Consider the following 15834-nt stretch of genomic DNA (forward strand, 5'->3'; position numbering starts at 1 on the left):
TTTTAGCTCAATTATCGTTTTTATATAATTATGAGCAAATAATATTCAATAATTTCGAGGTATAAACATGCAAGTTTCGGTAGAAACAACACAAGGATTAGGTCGACGTTTATCTATTACAATTAAAGCTGAAGATATTAAAAAAGCGGTTGATAAAGAGCTTATTAATACAGCAAAAAAAGTACGCATTGATGGTTTTCGTAAAGGAAAAGTGCCTTTAAAAATTGTTGAACAACGTTATGGTGCTTCTATTTTACAAGATGCTTTAGGCGATTTGATGCAACGGAATTTTGTTGACGCTATTATTCAAGAAAAATTAAATCCAGCTGGAGCTCCGACTTATACTCCACAAGAATATAAAAATGGTGAAGATTATACATTTACTGTTGAATTTGAAGTTTACCCAGAAATAAAAGTTGAAAATTTAGATAAAATTGAAGTTGAAAAACCAGTTGCAGAAGTTGCTGATGCAGATGTTGAAACAATGATTGAAACATTACGCAAACAACAAGGTGCTTGGAAAGAAGTTGAAAAAGCGGCTGAAGAGCAATATCGTGTTACTTTGGATTTTGTCGGTCAAGTTGATGGTGCCGAGTTTGAAGGTGGTAAGGCTAATGATTTTGCTTTAGTGTTAGGGCAAGGTCGTATGATTCCAGGTTTTGAAGATGCAATTATTGGTCATAAAGTAGGTGATAAGTTTGATATTAATGTGACTTTCCCTGAGGACTATCATGCTGAAAACCTAAAAGGTAAACCTGCTGTATTTGCATCTACACTTAAAAAGGTTGAAGAACTTGAATTACCTGAACTTACCGAAGACGTTGTTAAACGCTTTGGTATTGTAGATGGTACCGTTGAAAGTTTGAGAGCTGAAGTTCGTAAAAATATGACAAGAGAACTCAACGCAACAATTCGTAACAAAGTTAAAACACAAGCTATTGATGGTTTAGTTAAAAATAATGAGATTGATGTACCTGTGGCATTAATCGATCGTGAAATTGATGTGTTACGTCAACAAGCCTTATCTCGCTTTGGCGGTAATGTCAAACAAGGTATGGAATTACCGAAAGAACTATTTGAAGCTGAGGCTAAAAAACGTGTTGCTACAGGCTTATTATTTAGTGAAATAATTGAAAGTAATAAATTAACTGCAGACGAATCGCGTGTTCAAGCATTAATTGATGAAATTGCGACTGCATATGAAGATCCAAAAGAAGTTTCAGAATATTATCATAAAGATAAAAAAGCGATGGAGAATATTCGAGCTGTTGCATTAGAAGATCAAGTTGTAGATCTGTTATTAGCTAGTGCGAAAGTAACAGAAAAGAATTATTCATTTTCTGAATTAATGAATCAGCAGATAGCTTAATCTATTAGCTTTTTCATTTAATTTAAAAACGCTCACTTTTAAGCCCAAATATGTATTATCTGTTTGGGCTATTTTGTTAATTAGGAGATAAAAATGCCTTTTGAATCATATATGGGTGTTATTCCAATGGTAGTTGAACAAAGCTCTCGGGGTGAACGAGCTTATGATATTTACTCACGGTTATTAAAAGAGCGAGTTATATTTTTGACGGGTCAAGTTGAAGATAATATGGCAAACCTTATTATTGCTCAAATGTTATTTCTAGAAGCAGAGAATCCTGATAAAGATATCTATTTGTATATCAATTCACCTGGTGGGGTTGTTACAGCTGGCATGGCTATTTATGATACAATGCAATTTATAAAACCAGATGTTAGTACAATTTGTTTGGGACAAGCTTGTTCAATGGGGTCATTGCTTTTAACAGCTGGAGCTAAAGGTAAACGTTATTGCTTACCAAATGCACGTGTCATGATTCACCAACCATTAGGTGGTTTTCAAGGACAGGCTTCTGATATCCAAATACATGCACAAGAGATTTTACAGGTAAAAAACCGGCTAAATAATATTTTAGCAATGCACACAGGTCAAGATATTAGTGTGATTGAAAAAGATACCGACCGTGATAATTTTATGTCTGCCGATAAAGCAGTTGAATATGGTTTAGTTGATGCCATATATAGTAAACGATCTTAATGTTGGGTAGGTGATAAACGTGAATAAAGAAAGTTCAGAAAAATTACTCTATTGTACTTTTTGTGGTAAAAGTGAGCATGAAGTCCGTAAACTTATTGCTGGTCCATCATCTATTTATATTTGTAATGAATGTATAGGATTATGTAATGATATTTTAAAAGAAGAGAAAAAAAGTTTTCTTTCTCATGAAGAGTTTATTAGTAAACCATTACCAACACCACACGAAATTAGAGAGCATCTTGATGAATACGTAATTGGTCAAGAAAGAGCTAAAAAAGTTTTATCTGTTGCTGTTTATAATCATTATAAGCGCTTACGTAACCATGCTAGTCGTAGTGATGTTGAATTAGGCAAAAGTAATATTTTGCTTATAGGACCTACTGGTAGCGGTAAAACATTATTAGCTGAAACATTAGCTCGTTTTTTAGATGTACCTTTTGCTATGGCTGATGCAACAACACTAACTGAAGCTGGTTATGTTGGTGAAGATGTAGAAAATATTATTCAAAAATTATTACAGAATTGTGATTATGATGTTGAAAAAGCTCAGAGGGGGATTATTTACGTTGATGAAATCGATAAAATTTCACGAAAATCGGATAACCCATCTATTACTAGAGATGTTTCTGGTGAGGGAGTTCAACAGGCTTTATTGAAAATTATTGAAGGCACTATCGCTTCTGTTCCGCCAAAAGGTGGACGTAAACATCCTCAGCAGGAGTTTTTGCAAGTAGATACTTCAAAAATTCTATTTATTTGTGGTGGTGCATTTAGTGGTTTGGATAAAGTCATTGAGAATCGTGTATCAATTAATACAGGAATAGGTTTTGGTGCTGAGGTAACAAGCACTAAAAATAAACTTTCTGAGTCGGAGCTATTAGCAAAAATTGAAGCAGAAGACTTAGTTAAGTTTGGTTTAATTCCTGAGTTTATCGGAAGATTACCTGTTATAGGAACATTATCCGAATTAGATAAAAATGCCTTAATTAATATTCTAACGGAACCTAAAAACGCTTTAACTAAACAATTTCAAACTTTGTTTGAGTTAGATGGTGTTGAGCTTGAGTTTACGAGAGAAGCCTTGGATGCTATCGCTATAAAAGCGATGCAAAGAAAAACAGGAGCGAGAGGTTTGCGTTCAATTGTTGAAAATATATTATTAGATATAATGTATGACTTACCATCAATGAATACTATTAACAAAGTAATTGTTGAAAAAGACACCGTTGAACAATCTCTAGCACCGAAATTAATCCATCGTGAAGATGCTGAAATCTCGGCTTGAAATATATATTTGCCATCATAAATATGATGGCAAGAGCTATACCTCAAATTAATATTAAAGCAAAATTTCAGTAAATACTGTCAAGATGTTCTAGAATTAATGTATGTTAAAACAAAAAAGATAGGCTTGAATATCTAAAAATGAACCCAATATCTATCTAATAGATTTGTACTACTAGAGAGAATAAAATGAAAATAAAACGAACTAAACAAATGATTATGCCTATTTTACCATTGCGTGATGTTGTTGTATTTCCACATATGGTAATTCCTCTCTTTGTTGGTAGAAGTAAATCAATACGTTGCTTAGAAGGTGCAATGGAAATGGATAAGCAAGTCTTTCTTGTAACCCAAAAAAATCCTTCTCAAGATGATCCTGATATAGATGATTTATATGATGTCGGAACTGTGGCTAATGTTTTACAATTACTTCAATTGCCAGATGGAACAGTAAAAGTTCTTGTTGAAGGTATTGCAAGAGCTAAAATGAATGACATTGTTGAGAACAACGACAATGAATATTTTATTGCAAAAGTCAAACCATTAAGTGAAGTAAAAAAAGCCGCGGATATAAGTGAAGCCATGATACGCTTGACTTTATCTAACTTTGATGAATACTCAAAACTAAACAAAAAAATAACTCAGGAAATTGTTGATTCTATACATTTTTTGAAGGAACCTTCACGTTTAGCCGACTCTATTGCTGCAACTTTATTTTTGAAAGTTGAACAAAAACAAGAGATTTTAGAAACCGCTAATCTTATAAAGCGTTTTGAATTGCTTATTTCATTGATGGAATCAGAAATTGATTTACTACAAGTTGAAAAAAATATTCGACACCGAGTTAAACAACAAATGGAAAAGGCTCAAAGGGAGTATTACCTCAATGAGCAAATTAAGGCGATTCGTAAAGAGTTAGGCGATATAGATAATAAACCTGATGAATATGAAGAATTAAAAGAAAAAATTACTAAAGCTAAAATGCCAAAAGAAGCTACAGACAAAGCATTAGCTGAGCTTAATAAACTTAAAATGATGCCAGCGATGTCTGCTGAGGCAACGGTTGTTCGGGGATATATTGATTGGATGCTTCAAGTTCCTTGGTATAAGCGTAGTAACGTTAAAAAAGATATTGAAGCTGCACAAAAAGTTTTAGATAAAGATCATTATGGACTTGAACGTGTAAAAGATAGAATTTTAGAATATTTAGCAGTTCAAGGGCGTGTTAATAAAGTTAAAGGTCCAATTTTATGTTTAGTTGGTCCTCCTGGTGTGGGGAAGACCTCACTTGGACAATCAATTGCTAAAGCGACAGGGCGTCAGTATATACGAATGGCGCTTGGTGGTGTACGTGACGAAGCTGAGATACGTGGACATAGGCGTACATATATAGGTTCAATGCCAGGTAAATTAATTCAACGTATGGTAAAAGTGGGGGTTAAGAATCCGTTATTTTTATTAGATGAGATAGATAAGATGGCATCGGATATGCGTGGCGACCCTGCATCTGCATTATTGGAAGTGCTTGATCCTGAACAAAATAATGCTTTTAGTGACCATTATTTAGAAGTTGACTACGATTTATCTGATGTGATGTTTGTTGCAACGGCTAACTCTATGAATATTCCTGCGCCATTATTGGATAGGATGGAAGTTATTCGTCTTTCTGGCTATACAGAAGATGAGAAATTGAATATAGCAAAACAACACTTAATTGCTAAGCAGATAGAAAATAATGGTTTGAAATCAAAAGAAATTAGTATTGATGACTCAGCTATTATTGGAATCATTCGTTATTATACACGGGAAGCTGGAGTTCGAAATCTAGAAAGAGAGATTGCAAAAATTTGTCGTAAAGTTGTTAAGCAATTAGCATTAAATAGCAAATTGAAAAAAGTAACGGTAACACAAGATAACTTAAAAGATTTCTTGGGAATACAGCGTTTTGATTACGGTAAGGCAGATAATGAAAACCGTATTGGGCAAGTTATTGGTCTTGCGTGGACAGAAGTTGGTGGAGACTTACTTACTATTGAATCAGTAAGTGTACTAGGTAAAGGAAAATTGACTTACACTGGTTCATTAGGTGATGTTATGCAAGAATCGATTCAAACGGCATTAACAGTTGTTCGATCTCGTGCAGAAAAATTGGGTATTAATAGTGATTTTTATGAAAAACGCGATATCCATGTACATGTGCCTGATGGAGCAACGCCAAAAGATGGACCGAGTGCAGGTATCGCAATGTGTACTTCACTAATTTCAACATTAACGGGTAATCCAGTTCGTTCTGATGTTGCTATGACTGGCGAAATAACATTACGTGGTGAAGTTTTACCTATCGGCGGATTAAAAGAAAAATTATTAGCTGCACACCGAGGAGGAATTAAAACTGTATTGATTCCAATGGATAATGTTAAAGACTTGGAAGATATTCCTGATAATGTAAAATCTGAAGTTGATATACATCCAGTAAAATGGATTGATGATGTGCTTACAATTGCATTGCAGAATAATCCATTTGGTGTAGAGTCAGTACCAATAACTAGAAAAACTATTAAGAAATTAAAAAATAGCGTTGATAGTCCTGCTATATTAAACTAGTTATTTATTAATTTAATAAAAGATCAACTCTATGTTGATCTTTTTTTTGTAGTACATAATATTCGGACAATAGCCAATTTAGTTAAATATGCTATACTTTTACAATTCAACATTTGGTATGGAGAATCGCAATAAATGATGGAGACAATCCGAACAGCAGCAAATAATATTGTTGTTAAGATTATTTTTGCAATAATTATTTTATGTTTTATTTTCACTGGCGTCGGATTTCTAGGCTTTGGTGGCAGTGTAAGTGTTCAAGATCAACAGAAATATATCGCAAAAGTTGATGGTGAAGGTATTAGTCGGGCCGAATTCGAAGCTCAAGCTAGAGCAGTAACAGCGAATGCTGGAGGCGATAGTTCTTTTATCAAAAAATTACGCCGTAATGTTTTATCTTATCAAATTGATAATTATTTAGCTTATAAATTTTCAGAAAAAGTTGGTGTAGCTATTAGTAATGATCAAATCAAAAAGTTTATCAAAAAACAAAAAGAGTTTTTTAAAGATGGTAAATTTGATAATCAGACATATTTAAACCTTCTAGCTGAAAATAATTTTACTCCAGATAGTTATGCTGAAATTATAAGAACTGTATTACAGCAACAACAGACTGTTAATGCTATAATAAATAGTAATTTTATTCTGCCAATTGATTCTGAAATAGCTTCTCTTAAAAATCAAACTAGAAGTGTATATGCTACTTCTGTTAATGCTTCTGTAAGTGATATTGATGAGTCGAATATTACGTTAGATGATGAACAAAAATATTATAACGAACATTCAAAAGATTTTTTTAAAAATGAGCGTGTAAAAGTTAAATATATTATGACTTCTGACGAATCTTTGAGAAAAACAATTAGCGTTACTGAAAAAGAAATTAAAAATGAGTATGATAAAAATATTAAAACTTATTCATATCCAGCTAAGAGAGCTTATAGTGTAATTTTTGTGACTAATAAAGAACAAGCTAATGAAATTGCAAAGGATCTTTCGTCTGGAGCTGATTTTGATACTATTGCTAAAACTGTTAATCAGAATCATGATATTTCACCTTATGGCAAAAATGGTTCATTAGGCTGGTTTGCTGATGATGATTCATTACCTCAAGTTTTTAAAGATGCTCAATTAAAGAAAGTAGGGAAAATCTCATCGCCAATAGCCGTTGATAGTGGTTACGCAATAGTGAAATTAGATGGTATACAACCTAAAAAAGTTATGGATTTCGATTATGCTAAATACCAAATCAAGCCAAAACTCACTGAACAAAAAATACAAAAAGCTTTAGAAAATGAAGAGAATAAAATTAAAACTGCATTACATGATTCTCCTAAAAGTATTGAAGAGCTTGCTAACAAACTTGGATTTGAAGTAAAGACCTCAAATTGGATATCTTTCAACGATAAGTTTTCACTTGCTGCTCATCCTGAGGTTAGGGATGTGATTTTTAGTGAAGAAATGATAGTCGATGGTAAGGCAACGGATAAAATTTCTGATTTAATACCTGTAGATAGGAGTTTTGGGAAGTTTGATTTTGTTGTACAAACAGTTGATTATCGCCCTGAAGGTATAGCTCCATTTGATGAGGTTAAAGATGATATTCATAAAAAACTTTTTACAGAAAAGGCTCAAAGCCAGTTTAGATCTAGTGTTGATAATATATTGACTCAACTTAACGAAACTGGAAAAGCCAAAAATGTCCAATTTGCAAAAAAATATGTTTTGAATCGAAATTCAACAGAACTTGATCAAAAAGTTGTTAATATGGTCTTTAATTTAAATCCTTCAGTATCTGGGAAGACTGTTTATGGTGTGGAATTTTTAGATGATAAAAATGCTTATATTGTTGCGCTAACTAAGGTAGATACCCCAAAAGAATATGAAGATATTTCTTCTGAGTTATTACCTTTATTTATTAATAATATGCATTATTATCTTGCTGCTGACATACGCTCTAAGGCTAAGATAGAAATTATGCCTGATTCCAATTTGTGATTTAACTCCCAAAATAGTAGAAATAATTGAAAAAATGAAAAGTCACTTAGGTGGCTTTTCTCATTTTTATTATTAATGAAATTTTTTTATTTGATGAAGTGAGATAGTTATAAAGCAAATTTAATTGCGTAACTATTTTATGAGGTTAATCAAATGAAAGTATTTTCACTATTATGTATTATATTATCAAGTTTTATTTTTTCGAACATAAGCTTTGCTAATTCGGTTCCAGAAACACCAACTTCCGTTAAACAAGAACAAAAACAAGTTGCTCAAGTAAATATCAATACTGCAACAGCAGAAGAATTATCAAAAGTATTAACTGGGATTGGGGCAAGTAAAGCTCAGAAGATAATAGAATACCGAGAAAAGTTTGGTCCTTTTGTTTCAGTTGAGCAGCTAAAGGAAGTTTCAGGTATTGGACAGGCAACATTGGATAAAAATGCTGGTAAAATAATATTATAATTTATTATCTCCACTAATTAGTATTGGTGGAGATAATATCACTTTAATTATCAATGGGATCGACATCAATACTCCATCTTACTTTTGATGTTTCACTCCATTTTCCTATTACGATTAATAGTTGATCCAAAATTTTCTGTAATTGTTGTCTACTTGTATGTTGAAGTAGTAATTGCCAACGATGATATCCTGCTTTTTTCGGTTGACTTGCAGGCATTGGCCCCAACTGCCATAAAGTATTATTACTATGTTCTTTTAGCCAATCATGCACATGTTGTAAGAATGCTGGAGCGTAATGATTGTTACGATCAGCTGCACGAATTAATGTTTGGTAACTAAACGGAGGTAATTGTGTATGTTGCCGTTCTTGTAACGTTAATTTAGCAAATTTTTCATAACCTTGAGTTAGTAAAATATTGAGTAAAGGGTGATCTGGATGATATGTTTGTAAAATAACTTGTCCAGCTTTAGTTTCACGACCTGCTCTTCCTGATACTTGAGTATAAATTTGTGCAAATCGCTCAGTTGCCCTAAAATCACTTGAGAATAATGCCCCATCAACATCGACAATTCCAACTAAAGTTACATCCGGGAAATGATGCCCTTTAGCTAAAATTTGCGTGCCAACTAAAATGTGTGCGCCACCTTGTTGAATACTTTGTAAATAGTTATCTAATGCGCCTTTTTTATTCACTGTGTCTCGATCAATGCGGCTAATTTTAATATTAGGAAAGAGGATTTCAAGTTGTTGTTCAAGTTGTTCTGTTCCAAATCCAATAGGCATTAAATGAGTTGATCCACATTTTGGGCATTGTTTAGGAACCATCCTTGGTGTATCACAATAATGACATATAAGTTTGTGTTGTTTTTGATGTAGTGTATAAGGTCTATCACAGCGAGGACATTCAGCAATCCAACCGCAATCATGGCATATTAATAATGGTGAAAAACCTCGGCGATTTAAAAATAGTATTACCTGATTATTATTTGATAAATGCTTTTTTATTTGTTCAATTAATGGTTGAGATAAACCTGCAGTAAGTACTAACCCACGAAGATCCAAAATTGACTGTTTGGCTAGCATTGCATTACCGGCTCTTTCGGTTAATTGTAATAAATGATATTTGTGATTTTGTGCATTATTGAGTGTTTCAAGTGACGGTGTTGCGGAACCTAAAACAATTGGAATATTATTAAATTTTGCTCGGATAATTGCTAGATCTCGGGCATGATAACGCCAACCTTCTTGTTGTTTATAGGAACTATCATGCTCTTCATCAATAATAATCATTCCTAAGTCTTTAAAAGGAGTAAAAAGTGATGAGCGAGTACCAACAACAATAGCATTTTCACCATGTTTACTTCTTAGCCAAACAGTGAGTCTTTGTTTATCCGTTAATCCTGAGTGCAAAATATCAATTGGCCCATTAAAGCGTTTTTTGAAACGTCCAATTGTTTGTGGTGTTAACCCAATTTCTGGAACTAGTACTAATGCTTGCTTACCTGTAGCTAATATATTAGATAGTATATTTAAATATACTTCTGTTTTACCCGAACCAGTCACTCCTTCTAATAAAAATACTTCAAATTGATGATTTTTTTTGTTGATTGTTTCTATAGCATAGGTTTGCTCTTTATTTAGCTGAATTGAACTAGTATTTGTTGAAAAATTGGTTTGCCATTGAATATTATCTGATTGACAGTTTACTTGTTCTATAAGATTTTTTTTCTGTAATTCTTGATAGATAGTACTACTTACTTCATTTTCAGAAGGGGTATTATTTCTGAATGATGATAATAATAATTTTTGTTTCGGAGTCCGTGATAATGATTTTAAATCAATATTTTTACCCAATTGAGTTAATTGCCATCGTTTGGTGTCTTCCTTGATTGCTTTTCGCCCTTGTCGTAATAAAACAGGTATAGAATGAAAAAGAACTTCGCCAATAGGATAATGGTAATAACTAGCAGCCCAGTTTAACAACCGCCAAATAGAAGGTGTAAAAACAGGTTCAGTATCAATAACAGTTGTAATCGTTTTTAAGCTTTCAATATCAAATTCGGTTTTTTCGTCAATACTAACAATAATTCCTATTGCGTCACGTTTACCAAAAGGAACTTTAACCCGCATTCCAACTTGAGCTGGTTTAGTTAATTGATAATCAAATATTTGGTAAAGTGGTACAGGTAAGGCTATATGAGCGATAAGCATTAAAAAATCACAGATATTATAATTTATATAAAGCTATATTGTACGCAGTTTTTACATAACCCGCAAAAGTTATAAAAACAATCTAGTTTTTATTCATCTAGATTTATTACATTAATAGCCTTAAAAGGATTAGTAGTAACTATTAATAAAATTTGCTATCTTGGTAAAAATTGATAATTAATAAAATAGTAGGGATTAAAGGATGAGTGAATCATTTTCGCACATTAATCAGCGAGGTGAAGCCTGTATGGTTGATGTCTCAGAAAAACTAATAACAACACGCGAAGCAAGAGCTGAGTCATTAGTCTTAATGAATGCTGAAACATTGAAGATGATTATTGAGGGTAAACATCATAAAGGCGATGTTTTTGCAACAGCAAGAATTGCAGGGATTCAAGCTGCTAAAAAGACTTGGGAGCTTATTCCGCTTTGTCATCCACTTTTTTTGAGTAAAATTGAAATTAACATAGAAGTAGATCAAATAAAAAATTGTGTCCGAGTTCAATCGCTTTGTCGATTGAATGGGCAAACAGGTGTTGAAATGGAAGCAATGGTTGCCGCATCTATTGCAGCATTAACCATTTACGACATGTGCAAAGCGGTTCAAAAAGATATGGTGATTTCTCAAGTAAGATTGTTGACGAAAAGTGGTGGTAGGTCAGGGGAGTTTATTGCTCAAAAGGTTTAATAGATAGAAAATGAATAAAGTTATTTTTTTCGCTCAAATTAGAGAATTAGTTGGGACTGAGAGTGTTATGTTAGATGCTAATCAACTTCCAGTTTCCTATCTTATCGATCAGTTAAGTGAACGTGGTGAACAATGGTTTTTGGCATTTAAGGAAAACTCTGTTTTATGCGCTGTAAATCAAACGTTGGTTGATTTTGATTATATTGTGAAAGAAGGCGATGAAATCGCTTTCTTTCCTCCTGTAACAGGTGGATAACATTATGGATCTTATTAAGGTTAGTGAGCAGCCGATTGATATTAATAAGTTAAACGATTGGCTTTCACAATTACCACAAGATGGTGCTGTTGTCTCTTTTATGGGCAAAGTTCGTAGTAATGAAAAACAAACGATAAGCTTATTTTTAGAACATTATGCAGGAATGACAGAGAAGGTCTTGGCTAATATCATAGCCCAAGCTAGAGAGCGGTGGCAATTAAGTCGAGTTGCGGTAATTCATCGAGTAGGTGAAATTAGCGCAAATGAAAAGATTGTCTTTGTGGGAGCAAGTAGCGCGCATCGTTCAGATGCGTTTGCAGCAGTAGAGTTCATTATGGATGTATTAAAGAACGAAGCACCTTTTTGGAAAAAAGAACGAACGCCCCAAGGTGAAACTTGGGTTGAAGCAAAAAAAACAGATAAAGAAGCATTGAGAAAATGGTATTAGTATTTATTTAGTATATAATGATATTAAGTTATGTCATTCTTTTTTAACGAGAGGTAATTAATGAGAAATTATTCACCTAATGGTTCGATTATTGAACAATCTAGTAATCGCGTGCAAACATACATGAGTCATGTTTATGGTTGGATGACCGTCGGATTACTATTAACAGCTCTGGTTGCTTGGTTTGCATCCAATAACTATGAGCTTTTGAACGTTTTATATCAAGGTATGTGGGTATTGCTTATTGCTGAATTTGCTTTAGTTATTGCCATTTCTGCATTGATTAATCGCCTTTCTGGAGCTGTTGCGACAACATTATTCATGCTTTATTCGGTTTTAAATGGTTGCACATTTTCGATTTATTTTATTGTTTATACTTCATCATCAATAGCAAGTGTATTTTTTATTACTGCTGGAATGTTTGCAGCTTTGGCTCTTTATGGTTATACCACTAAACGTGATTTGTCTGGTTTTGGACGCTTTTTATTTATGGGATTAGTAGGTGTTGTAATTGCTTCGCTCGTTAATATCTTCATGCAAAGCCAGCCATTAATGTGGGCTATTACGTATATTGGTGTATTTGTTTTTGCTGGATTAACAGCTTATGATACACAAAAACTGAAAGAGTTAGGCGATCAATTATCGCAAGATGATCCTAATATGTTTAGGCGATTTGTTATTTTAGGTGCACTAACCCTTTATCTTGATTTTATTAACTTATTCATTATGTTGTTAAGAATTTTTGCAGATCGTCGATAACTGTATTTCATTCAACTAAAAGGGCTCTAAATTGAGCCTTTTTTGTTAAAATTTTATTAGAATCGTATTTTTTTAGTGCTAGTTTGTTAAAAAGTTTCAGGAAAGACTATGTTTCAATATAAAATACAGTAAAATTCTTATTATAATGAATTAATAACTTACTTAACACTATGAAAAAATTATACTATTTTGCCTTAATTAATCTATTTATTTCATCAATACTATCAATTCGTTTTTTTCTTGTCCCTGAGGCATCATTTAATTGGCCGAGTGTGACATTTTCAATATTTGCTGTATTGGGGCATTTTTTCTCGGCTTATTTATTACTTTTGGTTGTTTGTATACCTCTTTTATGGTTTAAACAAGCTATTCGCAATATTATTTTAGCTGCAATATTTAGCTTTATTCAAATTGGATTATATATCGATACTATTGTATTTCAACAGTATCGATTTCACGTAAATCAATCTGTCTTATCCATGGTTTTGTCTGGCCAGGTTGTCGATTTTTCGATAATTACCTATTTTTTAATGTTTACGCTTATTGTTGTTGTATTTTGCACCGAGTATTTTATTCTTTACTTGCTCAATAACAAATTAACTTCATTGCATAAAAATTCAAGAATTGTTTTATTATCAACAATATTTCTTTTTAGTTCATTTTTAATTAGTCATGTTGTGCACATGATTGCATTTTATTATGCTTATTCGCCTATTATGGTAGTGAAAGAATATATTCCACTTTATCGACCATTTACGTCGAAAAAAATCATGAATTTTTTTGACGAAAAAGGGCAACGAAAAGTCGTGTATAACAAAGATAATAGTAATGCTAGTGTTGATTACCCGAAAAATCCTTTGGTGATTAATCCAGAAAATAAAAAAACTAAAAATATTATGTTTATTGTTTTGGATTCTTGGCGATATGATACGTTTAGTGAAGAAATTTCGCCTAATACATTTCGTTTTGTTAAGCAGAATAATGGGGTCATTTTTGATAACCATTATTCAACTGGTAATGCAACACGTACAGGTATTTTTGGTTTGTTTTATGGTATTCCTGGTACTTATTGGGATTCATTTTTACGAAATAGTGTTCCTTCACTCTTTATCACAACACTACAGAAAGAAAACTATAATATTGGGATTTTTACGTCAGCTAAAGTGACTGCTCCAGAATTTGATCGAACAGCCTTTGTTACCATTAAAAATTTAAGAATTAGTAGTAAAGATGGTTCGGCATCTAATCGAGATAAACAAATTACTGATGATTGGCTTGCATGGTATAAACTACGAGATACATCTAGACCGACATTTTCTTTTTTATTTTATGATGCTCCTCATGCTTATGACTTTCCTGACGATTTTTCGGTGAAATTCAAACCTATTGGTGATCTTAATTATATGACATTGAGTAATGACACCGATCCTTTGCCTATTTTTAATCGTTACAAGCAAAGTGTTTATTATGATGATTATTTACTACAAAATATTTATGATGAGCTTGTAGAATCAGGTTCGTTAGATAATACAATATTGATTATTACAGGTGATCATGCTCAAGAGATGAATGATAATAAATTAGGATTTTGGGGGCATAATGGTAATTACACAGATGCACAAACAAAGGTGCCTTTTATTATTATTGGTGGTAAAGAATTAGAGAGCCTTAAAAATAATAGTACAAAAATAACAAGCCATGAAGATGTCGTTCCAACCCTAATGAAACATTATTTATATGTGAAAAATGATATAAGTGATTATTCGACAGGTTATGATTTATTTAATCCTATAACTGACCGTAACTGGCTTTTGATGTCTAATTATAGTTCTTATGCGGTGAGAACATCTGATAATATTTATCTTGTTAATCGATTAGGTATTAGTCATTATATGGATTTACATAATCGTGAAGTTGATGAAGTGCCAAATTATCAATATATTCAAGAAGCAATGAATCATATGCGTTATTTTTCTCAATCAGGAAAAAATAGCTTAATAAATAAAAACAATTAATTGTTAATATTAATTTGATAATACGGTTAAATTATATAAAGCAATTTCAGGTGAAACATCTTATGATGTTTTTAGAGGATTATTTCAATCATGAAGTGTGAATAGCTCAATTCTTTTTTACAAATAATTGATAAAAATTTGGATATATAATTGATTTTATTGTTTTCATTTGTGTTAATAAAGATCCTATATATCAATAAAACAGAGATCACATTAATGTTGTTTTGGCGTACTTTTGTTTAGCATATGATATATTAAAACTCTTTATGATTTGCTTTTAGAATAACGACATAGAGCAAATTAACACTTATGACAATAAAGTAACAATAATTGCCTTGATACCACTAAAACCGATGTAAAGGCCCTTTTATAATTTCATTAATTTGCATTATAAAAATACCTTGTTAAAATAAACCCGAAGCAAATTAAAGCATTATTCAAAAACGATATAATATTATTATTTTTAATTTATAAAAATATGGCTGGTTTGTATGATTCTGGAATTTAAAAATTATAAAAATGATCTCTTAAATCAAAGTACAATAAAAGATAAATATTAAGGATGGGTTTTATGGCTAATTTTCTAAAAAAAACATTTGGGGCATTAACTCTAGGTTATTTGATACGACAATATCTATTTTGTTTAATATTTGTTGTACCGCTTTTTTGTTTAATCATATTTAAGTTTAAAAATCCTGAAAGTATATATTTAGGTGTATGTATTTTAATACAATGGGGATTATATCCATATTCTAGATTTGTTTATGAAGGTGTTGTGAATTACATAGTTGGGGATAATTTATTTATTGTACGAACAGAATTGTTCTTAATAGTAAAAATATGGACAATGGCGCTGTGTTTTGGTTTTGCTTGGTTACTTGCTCCACTAGGTTTATTATATTTATATTTTCGATCGCCTTAGTTAGATGGATTTACCTTGCTATGCATTATTAAAAATATAAGTAATATAGCAATGATAATTCTGATACTTACTTTATATTGGGCTTTCTTTTTTATCCAAGCATGACTACTCACTAAAATTA

13 protein-coding genes are annotated in these 15834 nt (G+C 32.0%); 12 read left to right on the plus strand and 1 reads right to left on the minus strand.

From position 1 onward, the window contains the following. The first annotated feature begins 67 nt into the window (after positions 1-67). The 6 genes from tig (at position 68) to J6569_RS00460 (ending at position 8413) form a co-directional block, all read left to right on the plus strand. Positions 68-1369, plus strand: a complete 1302-nt coding sequence (tig, locus tag J6569_RS00435; protein ID WP_174798759.1) for a trigger factor — start codon at positions 68-70, stop codon at positions 1367-1369. 93 nt (positions 1370-1462) lie between these two features. Beyond that, positions 1463-2065, plus strand: coding sequence for an ATP-dependent Clp endopeptidase proteolytic subunit ClpP (gene clpP / locus J6569_RS00440; RefSeq protein ID WP_065590340.1), 603 nt, complete (start codon positions 1463-1465; stop codon positions 2063-2065). A gap of 10 nt (positions 2066-2075) precedes the next feature. Then, the gene (clpX, locus tag J6569_RS00445; protein ID WP_065590341.1) at positions 2076-3350 is read left to right on the plus strand and encodes an ATP-dependent protease ATP-binding subunit ClpX; all 1275 of its coding nucleotides are present in this window, start codon (positions 2076-2078) and stop codon (positions 3348-3350) included. 188 nt (positions 3351-3538) lie between these two features. Further along, complete coding sequence (gene lon / locus J6569_RS00450; RefSeq protein WP_174798758.1) at positions 3539-5953, plus strand: endopeptidase La; 2415 nt, start codon at positions 3539-3541, stop codon at positions 5951-5953. 135 nt (positions 5954-6088) lie between these two features. Next, the gene (locus J6569_RS00455; protein ID WP_174798757.1) at positions 6089-7948 is read left to right on the plus strand and encodes a SurA N-terminal domain-containing protein; all 1860 of its coding nucleotides are present in this window, start codon (positions 6089-6091) and stop codon (positions 7946-7948) included. A 153-nt stretch (positions 7949-8101) separates the two neighbouring features. Continuing rightward, complete coding sequence (locus tag J6569_RS00460; RefSeq protein WP_065590344.1) at positions 8102-8413, plus strand: helix-hairpin-helix domain-containing protein; 312 nt, start codon at positions 8102-8104, stop codon at positions 8411-8413. Between the two features lie 43 nt (positions 8414-8456). Here J6569_RS00460 and priA read toward each other — a convergent pair whose 3' ends face one another. Further along, complete coding sequence (gene priA, locus J6569_RS00465) at positions 8457-10625, minus strand: primosomal protein N' (protein WP_296317143.1); 2169 nt, start codon at positions 10623-10625, stop codon at positions 8457-8459. 202 nt (positions 10626-10827) lie between these two features. Here priA and moaC point away from each other — a divergent pair, with 202 nt between their 5' ends. The 6 genes from moaC to J6569_RS00495 all read left to right on the plus strand — a co-directional run bounded on the left by moaC (position 10828) and on the right by J6569_RS00495 (position 15713). Continuing rightward, positions 10828-11313, plus strand: a complete 486-nt coding sequence (gene moaC, locus J6569_RS00470; protein WP_065590346.1) for a cyclic pyranopterin monophosphate synthase MoaC — start codon at positions 10828-10830, stop codon at positions 11311-11313. Between the two features lie 10 nt (positions 11314-11323). Beyond that, on the plus strand, positions 11324-11569 hold the full coding sequence (gene moaD, locus J6569_RS00475; RefSeq protein ID WP_065590347.1) for a molybdopterin synthase sulfur carrier subunit: 246 nt from the start codon (positions 11324-11326) through the stop codon (positions 11567-11569). 1 nt (position 11570) lies between these two features. Continuing rightward, a complete protein-coding gene (gene moaE, locus J6569_RS00480; RefSeq protein WP_176701300.1) occupies positions 11571-12017 on the plus strand; it encodes a molybdopterin synthase catalytic subunit MoaE in 447 nt (148 codons plus the stop codon). A gap of 60 nt (positions 12018-12077) precedes the next feature. Next, positions 12078-12776: a Bax inhibitor-1/YccA family protein gene (locus tag J6569_RS00485; protein ID WP_085165522.1), complete on the plus strand. Its 699-nt coding sequence runs from the start codon at positions 12078-12080 to the stop codon at positions 12774-12776. A gap of 170 nt (positions 12777-12946) precedes the next feature. Further along, complete coding sequence (locus J6569_RS00490) at positions 12947-14791, plus strand: sulfatase-like hydrolase/transferase (protein ID WP_296317145.1); 1845 nt, start codon at positions 12947-12949, stop codon at positions 14789-14791. A 571-nt stretch (positions 14792-15362) separates the two neighbouring features. Next, entirely contained in the window at positions 15363-15713 is a 351-nt protein-coding gene (locus J6569_RS00495; protein ID WP_065590373.1) for a hypothetical protein, read from the plus strand. The last annotated feature ends 121 nt before the right edge of the window (positions 15714-15834 follow it).

Origin of the sequence: Gilliamella sp. (assembly GCF_024104075.1) — a bacterium.
GTDB classification, from domain to species: Bacteria; Pseudomonadota; Gammaproteobacteria; order Enterobacterales; family Orbaceae; genus Gilliamella; species Gilliamella bombi.

Coding starts and splice junctions, on each gene's coding strand:
- clpP (WP_065590340.1), top strand. CDS start 1,463: ATGCCTTTTGAATCATATATGGGTGTTATTCCAATGGTAGTTGAACAA.
- moaD (WP_065590347.1), top strand. CDS start 11,324: ATGAATAAAGTTATTTTTTTCGCTCAAATTAGAGAATTAGTTGGGACT.
- J6569_RS00485 (WP_085165522.1), top strand. CDS start 12,078: ATGAGAAATTATTCACCTAATGGTTCGATTATTGAACAATCTAGTAAT.
- J6569_RS00455 (WP_174798757.1), top strand. CDS start 6,089: ATGATGGAGACAATCCGAACAGCAGCAAATAATATTGTTGTTAAGATT.
- lon (WP_174798758.1), top strand. CDS start 3,539: ATGAAAATAAAACGAACTAAACAAATGATTATGCCTATTTTACCATTG.
- tig (WP_174798759.1), top strand. CDS start 68: ATGCAAGTTTCGGTAGAAACAACACAAGGATTAGGTCGACGTTTATCT.
- J6569_RS00460 (WP_065590344.1), top strand. CDS start 8,102: ATGAAAGTATTTTCACTATTATGTATTATATTATCAAGTTTTATTTTT.
- J6569_RS00495 (WP_065590373.1), top strand. CDS start 15,363: ATGGCTAATTTTCTAAAAAAAACATTTGGGGCATTAACTCTAGGTTAT.
- J6569_RS00490 (WP_296317145.1), top strand. CDS start 12,947: ATGAAAAAATTATACTATTTTGCCTTAATTAATCTATTTATTTCATCA.
- priA (WP_296317143.1), bottom strand. CDS start 10,625: ATGCTTATCGCTCATATAGCCTTACCTGTACCACTTTACCAAATATTT.
- moaC (WP_065590346.1), top strand. CDS start 10,828: ATGAGTGAATCATTTTCGCACATTAATCAGCGAGGTGAAGCCTGTATG.